General features: G+C 63.6%; 22 protein-coding genes and 4 tRNA genes. 9 read left to right on the top strand and 17 right to left on the bottom strand.

Going from position 1 to position 24,653, the window contains the following annotated elements:
- Nucleotides 1-60: 60 nt before the first annotated feature.
- Entirely contained in the window at nt 61-852 is a 792-nt protein-coding gene (gene gloB, locus LFL96_RS13985; protein ID WP_280995817.1) for a hydroxyacylglutathione hydrolase, read from the bottom strand.
- 19 nt (nt 853-871) lie between these two features.
- Here gloB and LFL96_RS13990 point away from each other — a divergent pair, with 19 nt between their 5' ends.
- The 5 genes from LFL96_RS13990 (at nt 872) to LFL96_RS14010 (ending at nt 5,630) form a co-directional block, all read left to right on the top strand.
- Nucleotides 872-1,831: a class I SAM-dependent methyltransferase gene (locus LFL96_RS13990; protein ID WP_280995818.1), complete on the top strand. Its 960-nt coding sequence runs from the start codon at nt 872-874 to the stop codon at nt 1,829-1,831.
- Nucleotides 1,828-2,277, top strand: coding sequence for a ribonuclease HI (gene rnhA, locus LFL96_RS13995; RefSeq protein WP_280995819.1), 450 nt, complete (start codon nt 1,828-1,830; stop codon nt 2,275-2,277). Before LFL96_RS13990 ends, rnhA begins: the two co-directional genes overlap by 4 nt.
- A gap of 90 nt (nt 2,278-2,367) precedes the next feature.
- The gene (gene dnaQ / locus LFL96_RS14000) at nt 2,368-3,102 is read left to right on the top strand and encodes a DNA polymerase III subunit epsilon (protein WP_280995820.1); all 735 of its coding nucleotides are present in this window, start codon (nt 2,368-2,370) and stop codon (nt 3,100-3,102) included.
- A gap of 48 nt (nt 3,103-3,150) precedes the next feature.
- A tRNA-Val gene (locus tag LFL96_RS14005) sits at nt 3,151-3,225 on the top strand.
- A 533-nt stretch (nt 3,226-3,758) separates the two neighbouring features.
- Nucleotides 3,759-5,630, top strand: coding sequence for an ABC transporter ATP-binding protein (locus LFL96_RS14010; protein WP_280995821.1), 1,872 nt, complete (start codon nt 3,759-3,761; stop codon nt 5,628-5,630).
- A 107-nt stretch (nt 5,631-5,737) separates the two neighbouring features.
- On the opposite strand, the gene LFL96_RS14015 is transcribed toward LFL96_RS14010, so the two are convergent.
- The 3 genes from LFL96_RS14015 to LFL96_RS14025 form a co-directional block, all read right to left on the bottom strand.
- Entirely contained in the window at nt 5,738-6,202 is a 465-nt protein-coding gene (locus tag LFL96_RS14015) for a DUF2214 family protein (protein ID WP_280995822.1), read from the bottom strand.
- Nucleotides 6,203-6,428: 226 nt separating this feature from the next.
- On the bottom strand, nt 6,429-7,283 hold the full coding sequence (locus tag LFL96_RS14020) for a hypothetical protein (RefSeq protein WP_280995823.1): 855 nt from the start codon (nt 7,281-7,283) through the stop codon (nt 6,429-6,431).
- A 220-nt stretch (nt 7,284-7,503) separates the two neighbouring features.
- Entirely contained in the window at nt 7,504-8,568 is a 1,065-nt protein-coding gene (locus LFL96_RS14025; protein WP_280995824.1) for a glycosyltransferase family 4 protein, read from the bottom strand.
- A gap of 690 nt (nt 8,569-9,258) precedes the next feature.
- Here LFL96_RS14025 and LFL96_RS14030 point away from each other — a divergent pair.
- On the top strand, nt 9,259-11,094 hold the full coding sequence (locus LFL96_RS14030) for an ABC transporter ATP-binding protein (protein ID WP_280995825.1): 1,836 nt from the start codon (nt 9,259-9,261) through the stop codon (nt 11,092-11,094).
- A gap of 158 nt (nt 11,095-11,252) precedes the next feature.
- Here the strand turns inward: LFL96_RS14030 and otsA are convergent, their stop codons facing one another.
- Nucleotides 11,253-12,719 (bottom strand): alpha,alpha-trehalose-phosphate synthase (UDP-forming), encoded by a 1,467-nt coding sequence (gene otsA / locus LFL96_RS14035; protein ID WP_280995826.1) that lies wholly within the window; start codon nt 12,717-12,719, stop codon nt 11,253-11,255.
- Nucleotides 12,720-12,774: 55 nt separating this feature from the next.
- Nucleotides 12,775-13,524: a trehalose-phosphatase gene (gene otsB, locus LFL96_RS14040; RefSeq protein ID WP_280995827.1), complete on the bottom strand. Its 750-nt coding sequence runs from the start codon at nt 13,522-13,524 to the stop codon at nt 12,775-12,777.
- A 392-nt stretch (nt 13,525-13,916) separates the two neighbouring features.
- On the opposite strand from otsB, the gene LFL96_RS14045 reads away from it, so the two are divergent.
- From LFL96_RS14045 to LFL96_RS14055, 3 genes are read left to right on the top strand one after another with little or no spacing between them, the layout of a single operon-like run.
- Nucleotides 13,917-14,561 (top strand): SCO family protein, encoded by a 645-nt coding sequence (locus tag LFL96_RS14045; RefSeq protein ID WP_280995828.1) that lies wholly within the window; start codon nt 13,917-13,919, stop codon nt 14,559-14,561.
- A gap of 35 nt (nt 14,562-14,596) precedes the next feature.
- Nucleotides 14,597-15,103, top strand: a complete 507-nt coding sequence (locus LFL96_RS14050; RefSeq protein ID WP_280995829.1) for a copper chaperone PCu(A)C — start codon at nt 14,597-14,599, stop codon at nt 15,101-15,103.
- 33 nt (nt 15,104-15,136) lie between these two features.
- The gene (locus LFL96_RS14055; RefSeq protein WP_280995830.1) at nt 15,137-16,012 is read left to right on the top strand and encodes a cytochrome c oxidase assembly protein; all 876 of its coding nucleotides are present in this window, start codon (nt 15,137-15,139) and stop codon (nt 16,010-16,012) included.
- 31 nt (nt 16,013-16,043) lie between these two features.
- On the opposite strand, the gene LFL96_RS14060 is transcribed toward LFL96_RS14055, so the two are convergent.
- The 11 genes from LFL96_RS14060 to pgsA form a co-directional block, all read right to left on the bottom strand.
- A complete protein-coding gene (locus LFL96_RS14060; RefSeq protein WP_280995831.1) occupies nt 16,044-16,565 on the bottom strand; it encodes a GNAT family N-acetyltransferase in 522 nt (173 codons plus the stop codon).
- A gap of 108 nt (nt 16,566-16,673) precedes the next feature.
- Nucleotides 16,674-17,657: a sensor domain-containing diguanylate cyclase gene (locus tag LFL96_RS14065; RefSeq protein WP_280995832.1), complete on the bottom strand. Its 984-nt coding sequence runs from the start codon at nt 17,655-17,657 to the stop codon at nt 16,674-16,676.
- Nucleotides 17,658-17,876: 219 nt separating this feature from the next.
- On the bottom strand, nt 17,877-18,638 hold the full coding sequence (locus LFL96_RS14070; RefSeq protein WP_280995833.1) for a TraB/GumN family protein: 762 nt from the start codon (nt 18,636-18,638) through the stop codon (nt 17,877-17,879).
- Between the two features lie 70 nt (nt 18,639-18,708).
- Nucleotides 18,709-19,107, bottom strand: a complete 399-nt coding sequence (locus tag LFL96_RS14075) for a hypothetical protein (protein ID WP_280995834.1) — start codon at nt 19,105-19,107, stop codon at nt 18,709-18,711.
- Nucleotides 19,108-19,194: 87 nt separating this feature from the next.
- A complete protein-coding gene (locus tag LFL96_RS14080) occupies nt 19,195-20,313 on the bottom strand; it encodes a hypothetical protein (protein ID WP_280995835.1) in 1,119 nt (372 codons plus the stop codon).
- The gene (locus LFL96_RS14085; RefSeq protein ID WP_280995836.1) at nt 20,310-21,551 is read right to left on the bottom strand and encodes an AAA family ATPase; all 1,242 of its coding nucleotides are present in this window, start codon (nt 21,549-21,551) and stop codon (nt 20,310-20,312) included. The genes LFL96_RS14080 and LFL96_RS14085 overlap by 4 nt, the downstream gene beginning before the upstream one ends.
- A gap of 8 nt (nt 21,552-21,559) precedes the next feature.
- Complete coding sequence (locus LFL96_RS14090; protein WP_280995837.1) at nt 21,560-22,330, bottom strand: hypothetical protein; 771 nt, start codon at nt 22,328-22,330, stop codon at nt 21,560-21,562.
- Between the two features lie 1,036 nt (nt 22,331-23,366).
- A tRNA-Cys gene (locus LFL96_RS14095) sits at nt 23,367-23,440 on the bottom strand.
- A gap of 121 nt (nt 23,441-23,561) precedes the next feature.
- Nucleotides 23,562-23,637: transfer RNA gene (locus tag LFL96_RS14100), tRNA-Gly, on the bottom strand.
- A 64-nt stretch (nt 23,638-23,701) separates the two neighbouring features.
- Nucleotides 23,702-23,777 (bottom strand) — tRNA-Gly (locus tag LFL96_RS14105).
- Between the two features lie 238 nt (nt 23,778-24,015).
- The gene (gene pgsA / locus LFL96_RS14110) at nt 24,016-24,609 is read right to left on the bottom strand and encodes a CDP-diacylglycerol--glycerol-3-phosphate 3-phosphatidyltransferase (RefSeq protein ID WP_280995838.1); all 594 of its coding nucleotides are present in this window, start codon (nt 24,607-24,609) and stop codon (nt 24,016-24,018) included.
- Nucleotides 24,610-24,653: the final 44 nt, after the last annotated feature.

Genomic DNA, 24,653 nt, shown 5'->3' on the forward strand with positions numbered 1-24,653 from the left:
TCTTGGGCTTGGCGAATTTTTCCGATTCATCGCGTGAGGAATACCCTGATGCGCGCGCGGTCAACGGAAGCGGTTTTTCCATTCGCGCAGCAGCGTAAACGCCGTCAGACGATCGGGCACCGTTTCGTGCAATTCGTCGCGCAGCGTCGTCTGGACCGCCGGTTCGCTGGCGCGCAAAAACGGATTCACCGCGCGTTCGTGAGCGATGGTGGTCGGCAGCGTGGGCACGTGACGCGCCCGCAGGTCGGTCGCCTTGTCGCGCCACGCCTGCAACTCGACATTGCCCGGCTCGCAGGCGAGCGCGAAGCGGATGTTCGACAGCGTGTACTCGTGCGCGCAATGGACTTCGGTCGCGCCGGGCAACGCGGCGAGCGCGTCGAGCGACTTCAGCATCTGCGCCGGCGTGCCTTCGAACAGCCGGCCGCAACCGCAGGCGAACAGCGTGTCGCCGCAGAACACGTGCGGCGTGCCGGCCGGATCGGCCGCCTGGAAATAGGCGATGTGGCCGCTCGTGTGGCCAGGCACGTCGAGCACGGTGAAATCGAGCGCGGGCGCCGCGATCGTCACGCGATCGCCATTTTCGAGACGCTGCGTGAGATGCTGGATCGCCTCACCAGCCGGGCCGTACACGGGTACGGCCTGGTCGCTCAGCAGATCGGCGACCCCGCCGACATGGTCTTGATGATGGTGGGTGAGTAAAATAGCGCTCAGCCGCCAACCCCGTTTCGCCAGATACGCGCGCACGGGGGCGGCCTCGCCCGGATCGACGACTACCGCGTGCTGTCCGTCGGCAACGACCCAGATGTAATTGTCCTCAAACGCCGGGACCGGTACGTACTCGAGCGCATTCATAGGCGACGCATTCTTAGATATGACTGACCGAGCGATTATAGACTGGCCCGCCTGGACCGATTCACCGCCCGGCCGCTACGTGCTCGAGTGGGAACAGACCCAGCTCGACCGTGTGGTGTCGGACGTGTTCGGCTATCACGCGCTGCAACTCGGCCTGCCGCAGCTCGACGCGTTGCGCGAGAACCGCATGCCCTGCCGTGGGCTCGTGCTCGATGCGGCGAGCGGTGCAAGCGCGCCGTATTCGTATCCGCGCGCGCCGCGGCTGGATGGTGGCGGCCATGGGCATGGCAACCCGGCAGACAATGGCGCGCTCGACGGCGCCGCGGGTGTCGTGGGCCATGCCGGCTTCGGCGGCCAGCGTCAAGGCGCCGGCAACGGCGCCGCGTCCATCCATCCGGCCGCACCCAACGGGCTCATCGGCCTGCCCGCGCCGGCCGGCCGCAGCGCGCTCTGGTGCGACCTGCTTGATCTGCCGTTCGAGGCGCAAAGCGTCGACCTGATCGTGATGCCGCACACGCTCGAATTCACCAGCGACCCGCATCGTCTGCTGCGTGAAGCGGAACGCGTGCTGATGCCCGAGGGGCAGTTGATCATCCTCGGCTTCAACTCGCTGTCGCTGTGGGGCGCGCGGCAATCGGTCGGCAAGATGACCGGCCGGCCGTTCGTGCCGGCCGCCGTCGATCTGATCGCCTTCACGCGCCTGAAAGACTGGATCAAGCTGTTGGGCTTCGACCTTGAACGCGGACGCTTCGGCTGCTATCGTCCGCCGCTCGGCAGCGATCAATGGCTGTCGCGCTACGGTTTCATGGAAGCCGCCGGCGACCGCTGGTGGCCGATCTTCGGCGCCACCTACATGATCAAGGCGATCAAGCGCGTGCGCGGCATGCGCCTCGTCGGTCCGCTGAAAGTGAAGAAACCCGTCCTCGCCGCGGGCCTCGCGCCCGCCGCCACTCCGAATACACGCAACCACACGCAATGACCTCCTCCGATCTCATCGACATTTATACCGACGGCGCCTGCAAGGGCAATCCCGGCCCAGGCGGCTGGGGCGCGCTGCTGCGCTTCGGCACGCAGGAAAAAGAACTGTTCGGCGGCGAAGCCAACACCACCAACAACCGCATGGAACTGATGGGCGTGATCGGCGCGCTCGAAGCGCTGAAGCGTCCGTGCAAGGCGGTCGTGCATACCGACTCGCAGTACGTGCAGAAAGGCATCAGCGAATGGATTCACGGCTGGAAGAAGAAAGGCTGGATCACCGCCGCCAAACAGCCGGTGAAGAATGCGGATCTGTGGAAACGGCTCGACGCGCTCGTCGCGCAACACGAGATCGAATGGCGCTGGGTGCGCGGGCATAACGGGCATCCGGAAAACGAGCGCGCCGATCAGTTGGCCAATCGCGGCGTCGCGTCGCTGACGCAGGGCTAGCGGCGACGGCAACGACGAGATTTTTTTCGCTCGCTTGCGCGCTTTTCGCTTCAATTTTTGCTGCATTTTTTTAAAGCAGGCTAATCCGACATGCGTCAACTCATCCTCGATACCGAAACCACCGGCCTGAATGCACGCACCGGCGACCGGATCCTCGAACTCGGCTGCGTCGAAATGGTGAACCGCCGGTTGACGGGCAACAACCTGCACTTCTACATCAACCCGGAACGCGACAGCGACCCCGGCGCGCTGGCCGTGCACGGGCTGACCACCGAGTTCCTCAGCGACAAGCCGAAGTTCGCCGAGATCGCCGACCAGTTTCGCGACTTCATCCAGGACGCCGAGCTGATCATTCACAACGCGCCGTTCGACATCGGCTTTCTCGATGCCGAATTCGCGCTACTCGGTCTGCCGCCGGTGAGCACCTACTGCGGCGAAATCATCGACACGCTCGCGCGCGCCAAGCAGATGTTCCCCGGCAAACGTAATTCGCTCGATGCGCTGTGCGACCGCTTCGGCATCAGCAACGCGCACCGCACGCTGCACGGCGCGCTGCTCGACTCGGAGCTGCTCGCCGAGGTCTATCTGGCGATGACGCGCGGCCAGGAGAGCCTCGTCATCGACATGCTCGGCGATTCGCATGCGGGTGGCGACGCGCACGCGCCGCGCATCGCGCTCGACTCGCTGGATCTGATCGTGATCGCCGCCGCCGACGACGAAGTCGCCGCGCACAACGCCGTGCTCGATGGCCTCGACAAGGCGGTCAAAGGCACGAGCGTCTGGCGTCTCGAACCCGCGCCGGCCGCGGATGAGCAGAACGCTTAAAAAGTACTGGACGAGTCGAAAAATCCCTGACATAATTCGGCTCTCTTCGGGTGGTTAGCTCAGCGGTAGAGCACTGCCTTCACACGGCAGGGGTCACTGGTTCGATCCCAGTACTACCCACCAGAATTTTGGTGTGTCGATCACCGAAGACTAAAGGGCTCACGCAGCAATGCGTGAGCCCTTTTTCAGTTGGTGTCGTTGAACTGTGCGCACGTTGTTTGTGGCTGTCGTTGCCTGGCATCCTTGTCGCGTCGCTTGCGATCCGCTTGCGATCTTTTGCATGCCGCGGTGGCGCAATCGCATCACCCGATCCGGCGGTCAACACCGAATCTTCGTACGATTGCGACGACCCTACACTGCTGATATAGTTGGCTTTCGGGCTCTCGCCCGCTCCACTTTCTCCACCTCATCAACCTCAGGGAGGCGTCATATGTTCGCAATGCATTTCGCTCTCCCTGGTATGGTCTCGCGATCGTTCATGCGACCGTAACGGTCGCCTCGACATCGCTCACGCGGTCTGGTCTTCGAGGCCACATCGCGTACTTTCCAGACAGTCCGTAGTCCCGTCGCCGGTTCGTTCCGGCTTGCATCGACTGTCTCGTCCTTTCGCTTCTGACTGGAACCTCGGTGCGCTTTCGCGCCATCGGGTCGTGGCAATGACAAAAAAGAAACTCGACTTTCGCGGACAAGCCTTCAAGGATGTCCTCGGCTTCACCTTCCTGCACTGGGGGCAGCAGCCCTGGCGCGTCTGCGTGATCACGCTGCTGGTGCTGCTCGCGGCGATTGCGGACGTGCTCACGCCGCTGTTCGCCGGGCGCCTCGTCGATGCGATCGCCTTGGGCTCGGCCGGCGACGCCGTCGCGTGGCACGCGGCCGTCACGGCGTTCTGCGTGCTCGCCGGACTCGGACTCGGCGCGACGCTGCTCCGCCAGGGCGTGTACTTCAACATCATCCGGCTCACGCTGAAGATGATGAGCGAAATCACGGCCAGCGCATTTCATCGCGTGCAGCGTTTTTCGACCGACTGGCACGCGAACAGCTTCGCCGGTTCGACCGTGCGCAAGATCACGCGCGGCATGTGGGCACTCGACATTCTCAACGACACGCTGCTGATCGCGCTGCTGCCGTCCGTGGTGATGCTGATGGGCGCCACCTTCCTGCTCGGCTGGCGCTGGCCGATGATGGGCGCGGTGGTCGGCGTGGGCTCGGTGCTGTACATCGTCGTGACGATGGTGATGTCGCTCGGCTTCGTGGCGCCGGCCGCGCGCCTCGCCAATGCGTGGGACACGCGCATGGGCGGCGCGCTCGCCGACGCGGTCAGCTGCAACGGCGTGGTGAAAGCGTTCGGCGCCGAGGAGCGCGAGGAAGCGCTGCTCGCGCGCGTGATCGGCAAGTGGCGTCATCGCACGCGCCGCACGTGGATGCGCGGCACGATTCACGGCGGCGTCCAGGGCGGCATGCTGGTGGCGATCCAGGCGGCGATTCTCGGTGCCGCCCTGCTGTTGTGGGCGCGCGGCGAGGCGGGCGTCGGCGACATCACGTTCGCGCTGACCATGTTCTTCATGTTGCAGGGGTATCTGCGCGACATCGGCATGCATATCCGCAACCTGCAGCGCTCGGTCAACGACATGGAAGAACTGGTGTCGCTGCAAAGCCAGCCCTTCGGTATCGAGGACCGCCCCGGCGCGGGTCCGATCGCGATCGGCAAAGGCGAGATCCGCTTCGAGCACGTGAGCTTCCACTACGGCTCGAGCGCCCGGCCGCTGTACGACAACTTCTCCGTGCGCATCGCGCCGGGCGAACGCGTCGGGCTGGTCGGACATTCGGGCTCGGGGAAGACGACCTTCATCAAGCTGATCCAGCGCCTCTACGACATTTCGGGCGGCCGGATCACGATCGACGGTCAGGACATCGCCGGGGTGAAGCAGGCGTCGCTGCGCGCCCAGATCGCGATCGTGCAGCAGGAGCCAGTGCTCTTCCACCGCTCGCTCGCCGAGAACATCGCGTATGCACGGCCGGGTGCGAGCCGCGCCGACATCGAGCGGGCCGCGCGGCTCGCCAGCGCGCACGATTTCATCGCGACGTTGCCGGACGGTTACGACACGCTGGTGGGCGAACGCGGCGTCAAGCTGTCGGGCGGCGAGCGTCAGCGGGTGGCGATTGCCCGTGCGTTTCTCGCGGACGCGCCGATCCTGATTCTCGACGAAGCGACCTCGAGTCTCGACAGCGAGAGCGAAGTGCTGATCCAGCGCGCGATGGAGCGGTTGATGGTGGGCCGCACGACCCTCGTGGTCGCGCATCGACTGTCGACCGTGCGGGCGCTGGACCGGCTGCTGGTGCTCGATAAAGGCAAGGTCATCGAGGAAGGCAGCCATGAGAAGCTGATCTCGCTCGAGAACGGGTTGTACCGGCGGTTGTTCGAACGTCAGGCGCTGGAGTTGATCAAGGGCCTCGGCGAATCGGAGATCATGCCGGGCAGCGCCAGGATGAGCCGGGCCGACGATGCGAGTCTGCTGGTCGGAAAGTAAATCGATGACGACCTGATGGTGCGTCATGGGGAACCGGCGGGTATCGGTATCGGTATCAGCATCGGCCGCATCCGCCGGCCCGCGCGATACCCACGCCGCCCATCACATCACACCACGCCGGCCGGCAAGCCGATCCCGCGCGCCATGCCGGTCGCGGCAAACACCATCAACACCAGCAGCACCGTCTGAATCACGCTGTAGCGCGCATACGAACGCGCCTTGCTCAGATCCGGCACAAGGCCTTTTCTGACCGCCGCGCGCCAACGTATCAACGCGAGCATGGACGGCACTTCAAGAATCAGGATCAACACGAGCAACGTCATCTTGACGTGAAAAAGCGGTTCGTGAAGATAGTAGTCGGCGCCCTTTTCATATCCGCCGAACGCGCGCATCAAGCCAGTCACGACCAGCACCAGCGCGGCCAGACCCCAGCGGGTGTCAGCGCGAAACACGGAACGCAACGCGGCCGGGACAGCGGCGCGGCGTAACGCCCAGGTGCGTCGCAGAATCGACGCAAAAGCGAGACCGAAAGCAAGCAGATGGAGAGCGGCAAGTAACCAGCGAACCAGCATGGCGACTCCTGGAAAGGACGCAATACGATCGTTGTACGTCTGACTCGCCCTTCGCTCGACGCCTGGCACCTGATTCGTGAAACCCGGTGCTTGAGACACGGTGCTTAAGAGCCGGTCCTTGAAACCCGGCGCTCGGGGCGGCATGACTGCATTATCGGCGACTGCTCACACTTTACGATGCACGTGCCGGCCATGGGGTGTGACCGACTGCACAAAGCTTACGGGATCAAACCTGTTGCAGGGAAGTATCGAGCGCGCGGGCGGCGACGCGATCGCCCTCGGTCGTCAGCGCGGCGCGGAATACGGTCTGGCGGTTGTGACCCGCCGCGGCCGGCGAATCCCACAGCAGCTCGATCTTCTGACGCCGGCCGAAGAGGCTCCGCGTCATGACCATCCCGGGTGCGACCGACGGATTGAGCGCCGACGCCGCGCCACCGTCGCCGGCCGCGCCGAACGCGACCGCGGGCGTCGATTGCGCCGACGGCATGCCCTGTCCAAGCGCCCAGCGCACGGACAACTCGCGTGCATCGTACTGACCGACCTTGCGACGCTCGGCCCACACGACCACCGTGCGCGTGACCGGATCGAGCGCAATCGCATAGCGGCCGATCGCGAAGCGCCGCGCCGCGACATTGGTACGCCACAACGCACGCGGCCGGCAGATCCACACCACCGCCGCGTACAGCGCCGGCGCCGCGAGCAGCCAGCCGTTGGTGGCGGCCACGGTCTGCGCGGCGCGACGCCATCCGGCGCTGGCCGCAAACGCGCCGACCGACCAGACCGCGAACAGCAAACCGAGGAAAGCAAACAGACGCACGGCCTGCCGCAGCCATTGCGGCAGCGGATGCAACGGCCGCTCGGCCACGGCGCGCGCGCCGGGCAGGAAAATCAGCAGGAACAGGAAGACCAGATTGATACAGGCCCAAGGCGACGACACCATCGCCGACAGCGACGCCATGAGATCCATCTGCGACATGGAAAACAGCCAGCGGGCGAGCAGCACGAGACCAATGGCGCGCAACGCGAAAATCACGCCGGCGCCGGGCGCCGTGTTCGCACGCGTGTCTTTCGTTCTCGCCAAGGGATCCTCCTGTCGTCGGCTGCGCCGCAGCCAGATTTGCGGCACGGCCATTATAGGGATATTGCGCAGCGCGGCTCATTCTTACAGACCGAAACCTTCACTTTCCGCCGGCCCGTCGCAAAAAACGCGGCGCGCATGCAACAACGCCCCGCGGGCGAGATGCACGCGAGGCGTTGGGGATGATTGCGACTGCGAATACGACTGCAGCTATGCCGCGGTCTTAGCTGGCGTTGACTTCGCGCAGCACGGTGCGGTGTTTCTGACGCAGCAGTTCTTCGTACGTGGCGACGTAGTTCTGCGCCATCACCTTCGACGAGAAACGCGATTCGAATGCTTTGCGCACGTTGGCGCGCGGCAGCGTGTGCAGACGCTTGACCGCCGCGACCGCGCTGATTTCGTCTTCGACGACGAAGCCCGACACGCCGTTCTCGATCACTTCCGGCACCGAACCGCGATTGAATGCGATCACCGGCGTGCCGCAGGCCATGGCTTCGATCATCACCAGACCGAAGGGCTCCGGCCAGTCGATCGGGAACACCAGTCCATGCGCATTGCCGAGGAACTCACGCTTTTCGCTCTCGCCGATTTCGCCGATGTACTCGACGTGCGGGAGCGCCATCAGCGGCTTGATGACTTCTTCGTAATAGGCACGGTCGGCCTTGTCGATCTTGGCGGCGACCTTGAGCTTCATGCCTGCCTGGCCGGCGATGCGGATCGCGCGGTCGAGACCCTTCTCCGGCGACACGCGGCCGAGGAAGGCGAGGTAGCCCGGTTCGACATCGGGGATCGGCGTGAGGACGTTTTCCGGCAGACCGTGATACACGGTTTGCAGCCAGTTCGCCTGCTGCAGCGGAATGCGCTGGTTGTCCGAAATCGACACGACCGGCACGTCGCTAAATGTATTGAAGATGGGTTGCAGTTCCGGCAGGTCCAGGCGGCCGTGCAGCGTGGTCAGGAACGGCACCGGCTGACGCGCGAACAGCGAGAACGGGTAGTAGTCGATGTGGAAATGCAGCACGTCGAATTCGTCCGCGCGGCGGCGCACTTCTTCCAGCAGCAGCATGTGCGGGGCCATCACGTCGCGGATCGTCGGGTCGAGGCGCAGCGCCTGCGGCCAGAAGGCTTCGAGTTTCGCCGAGGTGATCGAATCGCCGCTCGCAAAGAGCGTGACGTCGTGGCCCTGCTCGACCAGCGCTTCAGTCAGGTAGGACACCACGCGTTCCGTCCCGCCGTACAGCTTGGGAGGAACCGCCTCGTGCAACGGAGCGATTTGAGCGATTCGCATAATGAAATTCCTCTAAAAAATCAGGCAAAAATACAGCGTTTGATAAAAGCGACTCGCTTGCTCGCCAGGGCAGTCTGGCCGGTCTTGCCGGCGCGGGCCTGATTCTTTCGAGAAATCCCGCGATGGATCGCTTGGGTAGTGAGCCCAGATCAGTGGGTCACCGTCTGCGCATGTGCCGGTAAACGCATGCGCCTCTGCTACGTTGACAAACTGTCAGATATTTCCACGGGCCAACGAAGCATGCATTATCGATGCCGGGCATCTCGCTGCACCACAACATTTCAAAGTCTTTACGTTGTTACACACGCGAAACACTTTGCAAACCCTTGTTTTCTAAGACAGTTCTACAGTGACGACTGGCTTGCGGAACGAGCCGGTCATGCGTCGCCGAACGCAGGTGCGTCAACCTTGCCGGTAAGCATTGAAGAAATGCCGCACCGCAGTTGAATGCAATTTGTAATTATATCTCGAAATTTTCCGTAACCTGCGTGAACCACCGGCCCGTCAACGGGTCGAGCAGCAGTAGGTAGCGGACGTCTATCGCGAATTGAGTCGCGCCAAGGCCCGGATACACAGGGCGCAATCGCTTTTGCATGTTTACAATGCGAAGCATCGGCTTCGCGGCGAAACCTTTTCCACGTGGCCCACGCCTTGCATGCACACCCCGAACCACATCGACCTCACGATCAATTGGAACACTTAACCATTGCCCAGCGGAACGCCCAGAACGCAAAGCTCGCGAGCTATGCGCACAGGCCGCTTGCGTTTCTCTTCCGCTTCATCCGCCGTCATCCGCTCGCGCACGCGGTCGTTCTGTGCAGCGTGTTCGCGGCTGTGGGCTGTGCGCTCGCTTCGCAGTACGCGATCAAGCATCTGATCGACGTGCTCGGCGAAGGCCGGCACCACCCGGGTCCGCTGTGGGGCGCGTTCGCCATCCTCGTTGGCCTGATCGCGGCGGACAACCTGCTGTGGCGGGTCGGCGGCTGGGTCGCCGCGCACACCTTCGTCGCCGTGACCGGCGACCTGCGGCGCGACCTCTTCCAGTATCTGAGCGGCCACTCGCCAAGCTATTACTCGGAGAAGCAGCCCGGCATGCTGGCGAGCCGCATCACCGCGACCTCGAACGCCGTCTACACGGCCGAGAACACCACCGCGTGGAACGTGCTGCCGCCTTGCATCGCGGTGCTCGGCGCGATCGTCATGATCATCGCGGTGAATCCGTTGATGGCCGCCGGCCTGATGCTGTGCTCGGCGATTCTGTCGGTGGTGCTGTACAAGCTGGCCGGGCGCGGTTCGGCCCGGCATCACCAGTTCGCGACCAAGGCGGCCTCGGTCGACGGCGAGCTCGTCGACGTGATCAGCAACATGGGGCTGGTGCGCGCGTTCGGCATGACGTTTCGCGAGCAGCAGCGCTTCGGCGCGACGGTCAAGGCCGAGATGGACGCCCGTCAGCAAAGCCTGCTCTACCTCGAAAAGCTGCGTCTGCTGCATGCGGTGATCACCGCGCTGCTGTCGGCGGGTCTGCTCGGCTGGGCACTGTGGCTGTGGGACCAGGGTAAGGCGACCTCCGGCGACATCGTGCTGGTCAGCTCGCTCGGCTTCACGATTCTGCACGGCACGCGCGACCTCGCGGTCGCGCTGGTCGACGTCACCCAGCACGTCGCGCGGCTCGCGGAAGCGGTGCGCACGCTGCTCGAACCGCACGGCATGCCGGATCGCGACGGTGCGTCGGAACTCGTGCCGCAAGGCGGCCGGGTCGCGTTCGAAGGCGTGACCTTCGCGTATCCGCGCCGCCGGCCGATTCTCGACCACTTCGATCTGCAGATTCAACCGGGGCAGCGCGTCGGTCTGATCGGCAAATCGGGCGCGGGCAAATCCACCGTGCTCGCGCTGCTGCAGCGGTTCTACGAAACGCAGGGCGGCGCGATCAAGATCGACGGACAGGACATCGCCGCGATCACGCAGGACAGCCTGCGTCATGCGATCGCGCTGGTGCCGCAGGATATTTCGCTGTTCCACCGCACGGTGTACGAGAACATCGCGTACGGCCGTCCCGATGCGAGCCGCGAGGAAGTGATGGCCGCCGCGCGCGAGGCGCGTTGCTCGGACTTCATCGAAGCGATGCCGGAAGGCTACGACACGATCGTCGGCGATCGCGGCGTGAAGCTGTCCGGCGGGCAACGGCAGCGGATCGCGATCGCGCGCGCGATTCTGAAGAATGCGCCGATCCTGCTGCTCGACGAAGCCACCTCGGCGCTCGACAGCGCGTCGGAGGAAGCGATCCAGAAGGCGCTCGACCGTCTGATGGTCGGCCGTACCGTGATCGCGATCGCGCACCGGTTGTCGACGCTGAACAACTTCGACCGCATCATCGTGATGAGCGCCGGCAAGGTGATCGACGACGGCAGCCCGGAAGAACTGCGTCAGCGTCCGGGGCTGTATCGCGATCTGCTTGCGAAGCAGTACGGCAAGCACGCGACGCTGCACATCGGCGGCAAGAAGGTCGACGAACAGCACGTGGCCTGACGACGCGCGAAACAAGTCGCAAGTCGTTGCCGCTAGCGCGGTGTCGCTAGAAAACAGAAAGCCGCTCGATGAGCGGCTTTCTGTTTTTCGGAGGTATCCGACGAGTCTCCAGCGGCAACCCAACACCTTCGCGAGATGCCGCGCCGCGAGCAGACGCCCTACTCCGCCAATGTTTCGCGCGCCGCCTTCTTCCTGGTCGCCACGCTCTTTCCCGGTGCAGCCGCGCGCTTCTTCGGCGCACGCGCAACGCCCTGCAGATCGCGCATGAAGTTGTCGCGCCACACGGACACATTGTTCTCGCGCAACTGAACCATCATGTCGCGATAACGCGCCTGGCGCTCCGCGAGCGGCATCTCCAGCGCCCTCGCGAGCGCCTCGGCCATGCCGTCGATATCCACCGGATTCACGATCAGCGCGCCGCCCAATTCCTGCGCGGCGCCCGCGAAACGCGACAGCACCAGCACGCCCGGATTGTCCGGATCCTGCGCCGACACATACTCCTTCGCGACGAGGTTCATGCCGTCGCGCAGCGGCGTCACGAAGCCCACATGCGCGGTGCGATACAGCGCGGCCAGCACCGAGCGCTCGTACTGCTTGTGGATATAGAGAATCGGCGTCCAGTCGAGCTCGGCGAAGCGTCCGTTGATCCGCCCCGACTCGCCTTCGAGTTGCAGACGGAGTTCCTGATACGTGTGGATGTCGGCACGCGTCGGCGGTGCGATCTGCAGGAACGACACCTTGTTGCGCTGGGCGGCCGCATGTTCGAGCAGGCGCTCGAACGCGCGGAAGCGTTCGACCAGCCCTTTCGAATAATCGAGGCGGTCCACGCTCATGATCAGCTTGCGCGAATGCAGCGTCGCCTTCATCGTGCGGACCGGCTTGCCGCGCTCGCCCGCTTTCGCGAGGTCGGCGAGTTCGTCCGGATACACGCCGATCGGATACGCGGACGCGCGCAGCGTGCGGCCGAACGCATGGATCGTCAGCGGACCGCTGCCTTCGGTGTCGACCGTGCCGTTCGCCTCGTTGACGATGTAGTCGCACAGCGCGCGCAGATCGGGCGCGGTCTGGAAGCCGAGCAGATCGAACGAACACAGCGCCTCGACCAGCTCGCGATGCGGCGGAATCGTCAGCATCACCTGCGACGCCGGAAACGGGATATGCAGGAAGAAGCCGATGCGGTTCTTCACGCCGGCCGCGCGCAACGCCTGCGCGAACGGGATCAGATGATAGTCGTGCACCCAGATCACGTCGTCGTCGCGCAGCAGCGGCACGAGTTGCTGCGCGAGCCACGCGTTGACGCGCCAATAGCCTTCGAAGTCGTGGCGGTCGTAGTGCAGCAGATCAGAGCGGTAGTGGAACGCCGGCCACAGCGTCGCGTTCGAGAAGCCGCGGTAGTACTGGTCGTAGTCGCGCCGCATCAGCGCGATGGTCGCGAACGTCACCGGCCCGCGCTCTTCGACCTTGATCTGCGGCTGGCCCGAGCTGAGCACATCGCCGCTCCAGCCGAACCACATGCCGCCGGTTTCCTTCAGCGCGTCGTACACGCCGATCGCCAGACCGCCCGCCGCCGGGCCGCCCTCCGAGATCGGCGCAACCCGGTTCGATACGATGATCAGTCGGCCCATGAAGCGCGCTTCCCAAAGCAGGGTGAAGTGGACGATACGCGATGCCGCACGGCCGTCATGCCGTGCGCGCGGCCGCGACGATCGCGGTGAGCCAGTCGAGCAGCGCGCCGACCGAGTCGATGCGCGTGTGCGCCGTGGTGTCGCCCGCGCCGACCTTGATCGACAGCCCGCCCCGTTCGTTGACGACGGCGAAGCCCTTCTCGTCGGTCAGATCGTCGCCGGCAAACACCGGACGGCGGCCGACGAACGGCGGTTCGTCGAGAAACGCGCGCAGTGCGCGGCCCTTGTCGACGTCCTTCGGTTTGATCTCGTAGACCATCTTGCCCGGCTGCAACACATAGGCGCCGGCATAGTCGGCCACCAGCCGTTCGGTCGCCTCGCGGGCGGCCGCCTCGCGATCCGGCGCGTTGCGGTAATGCAGCGCGAGCGCCGCGCCCTTGATTTCGAGCAGCATGCCGGGATGCGCGTTGACCACCTGCGCGAGCACCTGCTCCATGCGCAGCAGCCGCTCGTCGTGAAAGCCGATGCGCTGCGTGTCGCCGTTCGCGTCGCGCCGCTCGGCGCCGTGCAAACCGGCGATCGGCAGATCAGGCATGCCGAGAAAACCGTCGATGCTGTCGATGCCGCGCCCCGACACGATCGCGACCGCGCCGTTGGTCAGGTTGCGCAATTCGGCCAGCAGCGCGAGCACGCGCGGTTCGACCCGCACGCCATCCGGCGTGGGCGCGAGTTCGACGAGCGTGCCGTCGAAGTCGAAGAAAAATGCCGTCTCGCTCGGAGACAGAACAGCCGGAAGTGCTTGCATCGGTTTAATTTGCCTTTCAGCCTTTTGCGGCCGGAAAAGTGTGCGCATCTTACCGCGCATCCGTCAATTTTTCGAGAAAGTAAGCCAGGACACAAGCCTGGCCGGGCGTTGTGCGGGTTAAGCCGGAGCGTGGCGTTCAAAAGCCGAACGATCCGGCTTCAGACGGCTTTCAGCCGCCTGCGTCAAATTGACTCGCAATCCGCGCGCCCGCGGGCGGCGCGCGGCGTCGCCGGAGAATTTGCGCTACAGTCGCTGCGACGCGGATCGCCGCCGCCGTGGCCCGCATGAGCTCGATGGCCCTGGCCTTGCTGGCCGCATGGGCCACATTGGACGTTCATCGGGCCGCCGAGCGGACGGTTCGACGCGCCGCACGCCGCTTCTCAATCGAGTCATTGAACCCTGCTTTGTTCCCGACCCTCACCTCGCGCCTTCATTGCCGGCTGTCCCGATGCCTCACGCTGGGCGTCACGCTCGCCGCGCTCTCCGTGCTGACGGCCTGCACGCATCGCACCGAGCCGTGGCAGTTGACCGACGTCACCGGACACCTGCCGGATCTCGACTTCAAGCTCACCGGCGACGACGGCCGCCCCGTCACCGGCGACGCCTTCAAGGGCCGCACCTCGCTCGTCTACTTCGGCTACACGCATTGCCCGGACGTCTGCCCGGAAACGATGGGCCGTCTGATGCAGGTGCTCGCCAAACTCGGCCCCGACGCGCAGAAAGTGCGCATTCTGTTCATCACCGTCGATCCCGCGCGCGATACGCCGACAGCGCTGCGCGACTACGTCGGCGCCTTCGATGCACAGCACGCCGAAGGTCTGACCGGCACCGACTGGCAGATCGAGTCGCTCGCCAAGCGCTATCGGGTCGCGTACCAGATGGAGAAGCGCGATCCGAACGGCAACTACGAAGTGACCCACAGCTCCGCCGTCTACGTGTTCGACCCGCAGGGCCACGCACGCCTGCTCGCCACCGATCACGACACGCCCGATGCGATCGCGCAGGACCTGCGCCGCATCGTCGACGAGCGCTCCTGATTTCCAGGCTTCCCGACTTTTCTCCGGAATCACTCATGCCGATCATCAAGCTCAACACCGTGGCCTCGCGCAGTGGCGCGCTCGCCCTGACCTTCTGCGCGTCGCTCGGCTTCGCGCTGGCCACCAGCGTCGCCGCGCAAGCGGCCGGCGCCAACGCCAACGCCACGTCCAACGCGGTCAGCGTCAAGAATGCCTGGGTCCGCTGGCTGCCCAACAACCTGCCCGCCGCCGGCTACGCGACGCTGGTCAATGCGGGCGACAAACCGGTGGACCTCGTCGACATTGCCAGCGCCGACTACGGCGAGGCGATGCTGCATCAAACCGTGTCGAACGGTTCGTCGCAAAAGATGGTGATGGTCGACAAGCTGACGGTGCCCGCGCACGGCCAGGTCGCGATCGCGCCCGGCGGCTATCACGTGATGCTCGAAGACGCGAAACATAAGATCGCGCCGGGCGACACCGTGCACCTGAAGCTGAAGTTTTCCGACGGCGAAACGCTGGACACGCCGTTCGCCGTCAAGTCGCCCGCCCAGACGCAATAAACGTCCAGATAAATATCCGATAAGCACGCCGTGATGAACCTGCTCTACTGGCTCGATCCCTGGGAGTTTTCGCCGACCGTCGTGATCGCGCTGCTGATCCCGGCGATCCTGTTCGTGCGCGGCGCGCACAAGGCCAAGGTGTCGCTGCGGCGGCGCCTGTCGTTCTGGTTCGGACTGGTGGCGCTGTACGTCGCGTTGCACACGCGGCTCGATTACTTCTTCGAGCACGAATTCTTCATGCATCGCGCGCAGCATCTGGTGCTGCATCATCTCGGACCGTTCTTCATCGCGCTGTCCTATCCGGGCGCCGCATTGCGCGCGGGCATTCCGTTCGGCTGGCGCCAGCGTTTCGTGCGACCCGCGCTGGCGACGCCTCTAGTGCGCCGGGTGCTCGACGTGGTGATGCATCCGGTGGTCGCGGTGACGCTGTTCGTCGGATTGATCTACTTCTGGCTGATGTCGCCGATCCATTTCGTCGCGATGCTCGACTGGCGGCTGTATCGCGTGATGAACTGGAGCATGGTGATCGACGGGCTGCTGTTCTGGTGGCTCGTGCTCGATCCGCGTCCGGCACCGCCGGCGCGTCTGTCGCCGGGCAAGCGCATTCTCGTGGTGATCGCCGCGATTCCGCCGCAGATCCTGCTCGGCGCCTTCATCTTCTTCACGCCGCGCGAGTTGTATCCGATCTATTCGATTTGCGGGCGCGCGTTCACATGGCTAAGCCCGGTGCGCGATCAGCAGATCGGCGGGCTACTGCTGTGGATTCCGGGATCGATGATGAGCGTGATCGGCGCGCTGATCGCGTTGCGTCACTGGATGCGTTTGTCGGCGCGCGGGAGATTGCGTAGCGAGCGTCGCGGGAAGGCGGTGCAAGGGGTCGCGCGGGCCAAGGCGGGCGGCACGACCTAGTCGAGACGGCGGCCGTCCTGGCCGCCTTGCTTCACACCGAACGCATCCACACGTGTGGAATGTCGTCTTCGATGTGAATATCCGATACCGGCGTAAAACCGAACGCGCCGTAAAAGCCTTGTAGATGCGCCTGTGCATGCAGACGGATCGGCGTGCCGGGCCACTGCGCGCGGATGTGCTCGAGCGTGCGCGCGAGCATCGCGTTACCCAGGCCGATGCCGCGAAACGGCGCGGTAGTCAGCACGCGGCCGATGCGGATATCCGTGTCTTCACTGTCGGGCAGCAGTACGCGCAGATAGCCCGCAAGCGGCGGACGCCCAGTGTTGTTCGCGTCATCACCCGGGCCGTAGGCCAGCAGATGCCACGCGTCCAGATCGAGCCCGTCGATGTCGCCGTACAGGCAATTCTGCTCGATGACGAACACCGCGCTACGCGCCGCCAGCATCGCATAGACTTCGATGGGATCAAGACGCTCGAATGGCTTCCAGCGCCAGTCGAGTTGGGCCAGCCGCTCGGCGGCGCCCGGCTGCGAGGATTGTTTCGATTCGGTCATGACAACGCTTCGAGAAATAGCCGGCCGACGATGGCACGGCAATCCCCGATTATGCCGCGCCCGGCAGTCCCACGCGAATCGTCCGACGCCTCACGCATTCAACGACGTTCAGTTGCGCTGATGCGCGGCGCGCGCCTTCGATGCCTGCTTGTGGCTGTACATTGCCGCATCGGCGGCGGCCAGCAATTCGGCAATCGAAGGATGCCGTGCCGGCTCGTACTGAATCTGCCCAACGCTGTAGCGAATCTGATAGCCGCGCTTGTCGTCGGCATTGCGCGCATCGAGCAGATGCGTCAGACGCTGCGTGACTTCGTGCGTTTCGGCGCTGGTCGAGTTGGTGAGCAGCGCGACGAATTCGTCGCCGCCCAGCCGGCCGATCACGTCGCTTTCGCGCAGCGCCGTGCGCAACACGTCGGCGAAGGCGGTCAGCGCGCGGTCGCCCTCGGCGTGACCGTGCGTGTCGTTGATCTGCTTGAAGTCGTTCAGATCGAAGAACAGCAGCGAGGCCGGTTTGTCCAGCCGCTTGCAGACGTTCAACGCATGCTGCGCGAGCGCTTCGAAACCGCGCCGGTTGGAGAGCAGCGTGAGGTCGTCGAGCGTGGCGAGCTGCACCGCCGCCAGTTCCTGTTCCGCCATGCGCGCAAGGTCGCGCAGCAGCGCCTGTTCCTCGTCGTCGAGACCGCGCGGCTTGACGTCGATCAGACAGAGCGTGCCGAGCTTGCTGCCGTTGGGCACCGTCAACGGACAGCCGGCATAGAAGCGGATGTTCGGACTGTCCTTGACCAGCGGATTATCGTGGAAGCGCGCATCGGCAAGCGCGTCGGGCACCAGCAGGATGTCGTCGCCGAGGATCGCGTGGCCGCAAAAGGAAATGTCGCGCGACGTTTCGCTCGCCGTCAGCCCCACGCAGGACTTGAACCACTGACGGTCCGCGTCCACCAGACTCACCAGCGCGATCGGCACGCCGAACAGCCGCTTCGCGAGCCGCGTCAGCCGGTCGAAACGCTCTTCGGGCGAAGTGTCGAGGATATGCAGCGCGCGTAAGGTGTCGAGACGCGCGCTTTCGTTGCTGGGTATCGGCGGAACATGCATGTCGTATGTCCTTTGGCCATCACGGTGGCCTCGATGATAGGCACGTAGTTTATAGCGGCATAGCGGCAATCTTTGCAATGGGATTGAGCCTGGGGCGGGGAGTTCCGCTTGCGGTTGCGGTTGCGGTTGCGGTTGCGGTTGCGGTTGCGGTTGCGGTTGCGGTTGCGGTTGCGGTTGCGGTTGCGGTTGCGGTTGCGGTTGCGGTTGCCTCGCGCGTTTTTATGCCGCGTCGTCCGGCACCGGCTCGAACGGGTGCGCGAGGCAGTCGAGCAGGTTGTTCGGGCCGCACAGGTGCAGCGCCCCGACCACCACCAGGGTTCGCTCGGGCCGCGCGAGCAAACTTGTCAGACGCGCCGCCCATGCGCGGTTGCGGGCGTCGAGGATCGCCTCGCGGATGCCGGGCAGATTGAACATCGGCGACTCGAGCGCGATGCGGTGGATGGCCGGCAAGTCGCCTTCGAGCCATGCCGCATGCATTCGTTCGAGCGTGCGCTGTGGCTCCGCGAGATCGGTCATCAGCAAGGCCAGGGCGGCGCCGATCGCGTCGAGCGGGATCGTGTCGAGCGAAGCCGCCACTTCCTCCGCGGTTTCCAGATACTGGTACGGCTTGCCCTGCGTGAGCGCCGAGCGCAACAGACGCGGCTCGACGCCTTCGACGACCTGCTGGAACAGCGTCGGCGCGACGATCATCGCGGCCCATGGACGCAGGCCGGCGAGCGGTGCGAGTGAACCGCCGGCGGGCCAGACGGCATTCAGGTGCTGCCAGGCGTCGGGCGGCAGGAATGGGCGCAGTCGGTCTGCGCTGCCCTGCTCGTTCGCGCTCAGCAATGGCAGGATGGTCGGCGGGTCGGACTCGAAGACGAGCGTGTCCGCCCAGTCGTAGGCCTCGGCGATCCACGGCGGCGTGCGGCGGCTCGTCGTGGGAAACAGATGCATCGAGCCGAGCAGGCGGAGGTGGGTGCCGGTGAGGTGGAGGTACATGCGGGTTGGAGTGATGACAGACGAAGACACCGGGCGGTCAGCGATCAGCGATCAACGACACGCGTGCCGCTCAATCGGCGGTACGCAACGATATGCTGGTAGCGCCGACGCCTCGCCAGGCAGTCCGGACGGTGGCCAGCACGAACACGAGAAAGACGATCTGCGAAACGAACAGGTCCATCCGGATCGGATGATGTTGCGCGAACCATGCATTGTGCGCCACATCCGTCACGATGACGGCGACGCAGAGAATCAGGCCGGTTGCGGGTGCGATGAGGAGGAGTAGCGCGGTCAGCGGGTCGATGAAGAGCAGCGAGGTCCAGTAGACGCGCGTGAGCGGCGCGGCGCCGCCGTAGTCCCATGTGAGGCCGTGGGTGAGTGCGACTTGCAGATGAGTCCAGGTGGCGCCGCACAGGCAGAGCGCGTAGATCACGCGGAGGGAGAGGGAGCGGCGGTGGATGGCTTGCATGGCATCACATCATAGTAAAAGAAGGCTTCGAAGTGCAGCCCCCGCACTACGCCCCCCTCGCCGCCACTCGACATCGAACGCCGCTGGTCAGGGATTGACCGCGACCGGGGGCGGTTTGCCTGAGTCGAATGCCTGCTGGAATGTTGGCCATAACCCCTCTCCCCACTCCTGCATCTTTGCCAGGTAAGCCATTTTGTCCGGAAAACGCGGCGCGTTCGGCGCGTGCCAATCCGATTCACGCGCGGACAGCGCCGTGCTCGCGGTGATCCCTTCAATCTCGGGATCAAACAGATACGACACCTCGAGCACACCCCATGTTTCGGCGCGCGTGAATCGTATGTCCACGAAGTCCTGAGGATAGTCGACGCCTTTCGCGGCCAGGTCGCCGCCCGCGGCCCGGTCCAATCCGGAAATCTTCGTCGCGCGATCGGCCCACTGCTGTAAAGGCGGCGTGAAGTAATTGCTGATCAGCCAGCATGCCTGATGTCCGTAAGGTGTGACCGAGTCAAGGACGAGGTGATTCAGGTTGGGATTGCCGGTTGTGCACCCGGTCGCCGCAGGAAAGCCCGCCCCGGGTTGTTCGCTACTATGCAGAGCGAACAGACGGATCGCGCCGACAAGCCGCTTATGTTCGATCCGTCCGAGAAAATAAGCGACGCCGGACGCACCGCGCATCCGGATACTGCTATTGGACAGCACCGCCCATTGCCCCGGCGGGAGCGGCACGTTGAATCCATCCGCGGCGATCGACTGGCGATACGTACGCCCGACGAAAGCGCGATCCAGACCGGAAGGATCGCTGCCGCCGGCTGCGTTCGGCGTCGCCATCGAAATCTGCGCAGTCACGGGCGGCTTGACCGCCGGACCCGGCGCGGCGGCTAGCGTCGCTACGCCGCTCTTGCGCCCGCTCGCCGCCTGTTTTGGCGCGGCATTGACGGGTGCCTGATCCGGGGTTGCGGCAATCCTCTTTCCGACCGGTGCCGGGTTGGATGCCGGCATTGCCTGCGCCACGACCGCTTTTTGCTGCGACGTGTAGCTGACGGCCTCCGGCATGGGTGGCAATGGCTGAACGGCAGGCACGCGCCACTTCGGCGGGAAGCACACGACGGCGGCCGACAGCAGAACGGCCGCCGACACCGATAGCCGCCACAATGGCGCGCGCGTCCACAGGTTCTGACCATCCGTCTCGGGGAGATTCGCGCTCATCGTTCCGGCCTCGCGACTACGCCGCCCTCCGACGACACGAGCGTGACCTTGCTATGACCCTGCTGCCGCGCATCGATCAGCGTGTCAGCCAGCGATTCTTCGACCGCGCGCACGAGATCGCGTGACGAGGCGCCGGAGCCCATACGCTGCTGGCGCCGCATCATGTCGAGCAGAATGTCCGGGTCAATGCCTTCGTCGGCGACGTCGAGACCGTAGCTCTTGATCATCGCCTCGATTTCCAGCGCGGCGACGCGCGCGATATCGAGCCCGGAAAGCGACTTGAAGACGAAAATCCGATCGAGCCGGTTCAGGACCTCGGGCGCAAAGCCCGCTTCGCGAAGCGCATTCGTGGACGACCGCCGAAGTTCATCCGCATCGTTGGCGAACGTCACGCTCAACGTCTGCAAATCGTCCGTTGCGGCATTCGTGGTGAGTATGAAAATGGCGCGCGTGGTTGAAATTTGCCGACCATCGGATGCTTCGGTGACGAACCCGTCATTCCAGGCGGTCAGGAAGTTCTTGTGAATCTCCGGGTGCGCTTTCTCGATTTCGTCCAGCAGAACGACGGCATCGGGCGTATCGCGCAGTGCGGCCGTGAGCTTGCCGTAGCTGTTGGAGCCGACATAACCCTTGGAGGCGCCGAACAGTTGCGTCGCGGCGTGTGCACCGCTCGAAAACTGCGTCATGTCGAAATGCAGGAGACGACGCCCCAGCTCTGCCGCGAGGCATTTGGCCAGATAGGTTTTGCCGGTACCCGGAGGACCTGCCAGAATGAAAACGCCAACCGGTTTGTTGCGCTGTCTGAGCGCCAGCCTGCGCCGGATTTGCGACGCCATGTCGTCACAGACTGCGTCCTGTCCGATGACCTTGGCTTTCAGCGCATCGGCGAGTTTCTCTGCGTCGATGACCTGCGGCTCCGGCTCCTGAGCCAGCTTCTGTTCAAGCGCGCGCCGATTCGTGAGTCTGTCAAGTGCGTCCATTAACCACCCTTCTTTCTTGTCGCCTGATTGTTTACTTCGCTGCCGATCATGGAAAAAACCCGCGAAGGTGATAAGCCACAACACGACCGCCCCCACGAACACACCCCACGCGTAATCGTGGAGAAAAGCCGCGACGACCCCGGTGAGACGGCCGAGATAGGCGTGATCGGGACTGTGCTGCAACAGAAACTGAGCCGCCGCCACGCAAGCCATGACGACAAAAGCCAAAGGCGCAAAACGGGCCGCGATAGAGTTCAACCAACGCATCATTTCGTCCTGACATTCAGCGTCAGCACCTGGCCGACGCTCATTATCGGAAGCACAGCCTGAGCCGCCCCCGAAGCGAGGCCGACGGTAATGCCCCCGCCGTCGCCATCTCTCACGCCCACGATGTGGATTTGTCCATTCGCCGGAACCGGCACCGCGAACGTGGTGCCTCGATTGGTCAACGTCACCGTTCTCGAATAGCCTGCACTTTCGATACGAACGACATCGCCGTCTTCGACGTCCGTGTCCCACAGACGCACCCATGCCAAAGTCAGTTGCGCGGCGTTAGCAGCCGCAGCCGGCGCCGGCATCGGTGCCGGCGATGCGGCGTGGCCGGACTGGACCGCGTGGGCCGCGACGTTGGGCAATGTCGCGGCCTTGTCGTTTTCCGCAGACGCGGCAGTTGCGCTTGCGTGCGTGTCTCCGACCGACGCGTTGCCTGAAGTGACGCCGGTTTCCGCCGCGAGCCTGGCTCGCTCAGGCGGCGCAAGATGCATGGCGTCGAGCGCGGCTGCCATGTCCTTACTATCGACGGTCGATACCTGCAATTCGTGAAGCGAATTGAACGCCGCGATGCGCGCATTTCGATCAGACGCGCTGACCGAGTCGCCTGAGTAGGCGGCAAATAAAGGATTTCCGGAGGTATAGAACGCACCCGCCGTAATCAGGCCTGCGAACGCTACTGTTGCGAGTACAGACCTGGCGAGAGTTGAGGTGCGTTTGCTCTGTTTTTCCGCCTGCGGCCCGCTTTGAACGTCTGGTTTTTCCAAGCCCATTTGCGAACGTGACCCCGTGAATATTTTTTACTCAGGTCCGGCGATTTTCTCTAATGCTAACCGGCCGGCTCGGCCAGAGAATAACTTGAATTGTGAAGCGTGGGAACTTGAATCGGAATCTGCAGTGGGACTTGGCGAATGGGAAGCCGGACACATCATTGAGCGCGTAATTATCGGTAATAAAAAGCGATCCAATTGTTGAATCAAAGTCACATAGTCAGATTAATTTTTCATTACGTTTTACCAATTACGAAATCAATTCAAAGGAAAATTGAAAGCATTATTTCGCAGCACTGCACAGCAGCCTGCGCAACTGTTCCGGCGCTGGATAACTCAGGGCCGGCCCGGTAATAAGATAGGTCGACTGGTTCGATGAACTCATGACATTCTGGGCTCCGCTGACAGTGACCGTTGCTTGTCCGTCACCAAAGTGGAAAGACCATCGCATATGGCCATTGGGAGCCGGATCGATAAGAATCCCGAACGAATCGTTTTCGCCAGCGACGGTTTGGTCAACCCGCTCGGCGCGTGGCAATATCCCGCACGTCAAGGTGCGTCCCTGCAATCCCGCATTGGTCGCTGTTTCTGCTGCCAGAAGATAGCATCCGCTGCCGATGGAATTCGGACCTTCACCCTTTTTGTCCAGTCGCAGACTGTTTTGGTGGGTAGATCGACTACGTCAGTAATGGAAACGTTAGCGGCTGACTACGCGTCAGAGCAAGATAGCAGCCGTTGAATATTCACCGCTACCTGGAGTTCACATTTTTTGGTCGCCACAGTGAATTGAACTGCACGTTATCGACCTGTGTAAGTTCGCCGACCACGTGTGACGAACGAGAAGTAAATAGCGCCAGCCTCCTCGTTGCCGACTGCGCTCGCATGTCAATCGATATGGCGATCGGCACGATGCGTCAGCGCTCCGGAGGTGACGCCGCAGCGGGCAGTGACGATCGATTGGACGAGTGACGCTCTCGATCCAGCAAAAGAAAAAGCCCCGACAAGTCGGGGCTTTTTCTTTACATCGAACTTCTGGAGGCGCGAGCCGGAGTCGAACCGGCCTAAACGGCTTTGCAGGCCGCTGCATAACCGCTTTGCTATCGCGCCGCAAGCGGACTGGAATCTAGCTGCAGATTCGCAGATTTGTCGGATGGGCACTGGCCAAACCAGCGTGGCGAAAACCGCCAACCCATCAAACAAAAAGGGAAGCCTGGCTTCCCCTGATGTATGGAGCGGGAGACGAGGCTCGAACTCGCGACCTCAACCTTGGCAAGGTTGCGCTCTACCAACTGAGCTACTCCCGCATTGAACTGCTTCACAACGCGCTGCACTTTTACTTCGCCAAACAACGCATTGCTTCAAAAATTTTGGAGCGGGAGACGAGGCTCGAACTCGCGACCTCAACCTTGGCAAGGTTGCGCTCTACCAACTGAGCTACTCCCGCTTTGTGCTGCTAATGCCGTACTACTTATGCCCTACTGACTGCAACACCTTCTTACTGCCGCCGACGCTTCGTACTGCGTGCATCGGAGAAACGAGATTATGGAGAAACGACTGAAACGTGTCAACCCCCTTTGCGAATCTCTTTTAACGAAAAGATTTCTCTCATCAACCGGCAACGCGCAGCATGTCGCATCGCTTGCGGGAGGAGCGCAAGGACGCTCGCGAAAAACCCAAAAGAATCAGGCTACTCCGCCCCGCTCGCGAATCTGCGGCCACGCGAGCTTCATGTAGTAGAGCATCGACCAGATCGTCAGGAACGCGGCCAGATAGATGAGCCACAGGCCCCACACGCGCGTGTCGACGCTCACGCCGCCGCCGAACGGCAGCGGGCCGTAGAACAGCAGCATCGGGATCGCCACCATCTGGCACACGGTCTTGAACTTGCCGAGCGAATTCACCGCGACGCTCTTCGACGCGCCGATCTGCGCCATCCATTCGCGCAGCGCCGAAATCGCGATCTCGCGGCCGACGATCACCAGCGCAATCGCCGAATCGATCCGCGTGAGTTGCACGAGCACGAGCAGCGCCGCCGTCACCATCAGCTTGTCGGCAACCGGATCGAGAAACGCGCCGAATGCGGAAGTCTGATTCCATTTGCGCGCGAGAAAGCCGTCGAACCAGTCGGTCAGCGCCGCCAGAATGAAGATCGTCGCGGCCGCCAGGTTGCGGTGCGCGGGGCTCATCATCATGTCCGGCAAATAAAACACGCCGACGACGAGCGGAATCAGCACGATCCGCAGCCAGGTCAAGAAAATCGGGAAATTAAACGGCATGGGCAGGCGCAGCGTCTCTGGCAAGGGAGATGCAATTGTGCCGT

It is taken from the genome of Paraburkholderia sp. D15 (genome assembly GCF_029910215.1).
Lineage (GTDB): Bacteria > Pseudomonadota > Gammaproteobacteria > Burkholderiales > Burkholderiaceae > Paraburkholderia.

What these genes read in the sequence shown, in the direction of transcription:
- gloB (WP_280995817.1), bottom strand. Translation starts at nt 852, where the DNA reads ATGAATGCGCTCGAGTACGTACCGGTCCCGGCGTTTGAGGACAATTAC.
- LFL96_RS13990 (WP_280995818.1), top strand. Translation starts at nt 872, where the DNA reads ATGACTGACCGAGCGATTATAGACTGGCCCGCCTGGACCGATTCACCG.
- rnhA (WP_280995819.1), top strand. Translation starts at nt 1,828, where the DNA reads ATGACCTCCTCCGATCTCATCGACATTTATACCGACGGCGCCTGCAAG.
- dnaQ (WP_280995820.1), top strand. Translation starts at nt 2,368, where the DNA reads ATGCGTCAACTCATCCTCGATACCGAAACCACCGGCCTGAATGCACGC.
- LFL96_RS14010 (WP_280995821.1), top strand. Translation starts at nt 3,759, where the DNA reads ATGACAAAAAAGAAACTCGACTTTCGCGGACAAGCCTTCAAGGATGTC.
- LFL96_RS14015 (WP_280995822.1), bottom strand. Translation starts at nt 6,202, where the DNA reads ATGCTGGTTCGCTGGTTACTTGCCGCTCTCCATCTGCTTGCTTTCGGT.
- LFL96_RS14025 (WP_280995824.1), bottom strand. Translation starts at nt 8,568, where the DNA reads ATGCGAATCGCTCAAATCGCTCCGTTGCACGAGGCGGTTCCTCCCAAG.
- otsA (WP_280995826.1), bottom strand. Translation starts at nt 12,719, where the DNA reads ATGGGCCGACTGATCATCGTATCGAACCGGGTTGCGCCGATCTCGGAG.
- otsB (WP_280995827.1), bottom strand. Translation starts at nt 13,524, where the DNA reads ATGCAAGCACTTCCGGCTGTTCTGTCTCCGAGCGAGACGGCATTTTTC.
- LFL96_RS14050 (WP_280995829.1), top strand. Translation starts at nt 14,597, where the DNA reads ATGCCGATCATCAAGCTCAACACCGTGGCCTCGCGCAGTGGCGCGCTC.
- LFL96_RS14055 (WP_280995830.1), top strand. Translation starts at nt 15,137, where the DNA reads ATGAACCTGCTCTACTGGCTCGATCCCTGGGAGTTTTCGCCGACCGTC.
- LFL96_RS14060 (WP_280995831.1), bottom strand. Translation starts at nt 16,565, where the DNA reads ATGACCGAATCGAAACAATCCTCGCAGCCGGGCGCCGCCGAGCGGCTG.
- LFL96_RS14065 (WP_280995832.1), bottom strand. Translation starts at nt 17,657, where the DNA reads ATGCATGTTCCGCCGATACCCAGCAACGAAAGCGCGCGTCTCGACACC.
- LFL96_RS14070 (WP_280995833.1), bottom strand. Translation starts at nt 18,638, where the DNA reads ATGTACCTCCACCTCACCGGCACCCACCTCCGCCTGCTCGGCTCGATG.
- LFL96_RS14075 (WP_280995834.1), bottom strand. Translation starts at nt 19,107, where the DNA reads ATGCAAGCCATCCACCGCCGCTCCCTCTCCCTCCGCGTGATCTACGCG.
- LFL96_RS14080 (WP_280995835.1), bottom strand. Translation starts at nt 20,313, where the DNA reads ATGAGCGCGAATCTCCCCGAGACGGATGGTCAGAACCTGTGGACGCGC.
- pgsA (WP_280995838.1), bottom strand. Translation starts at nt 24,609, where the DNA reads ATGCCGTTTAATTTCCCGATTTTCTTGACCTGGCTGCGGATCGTGCTG.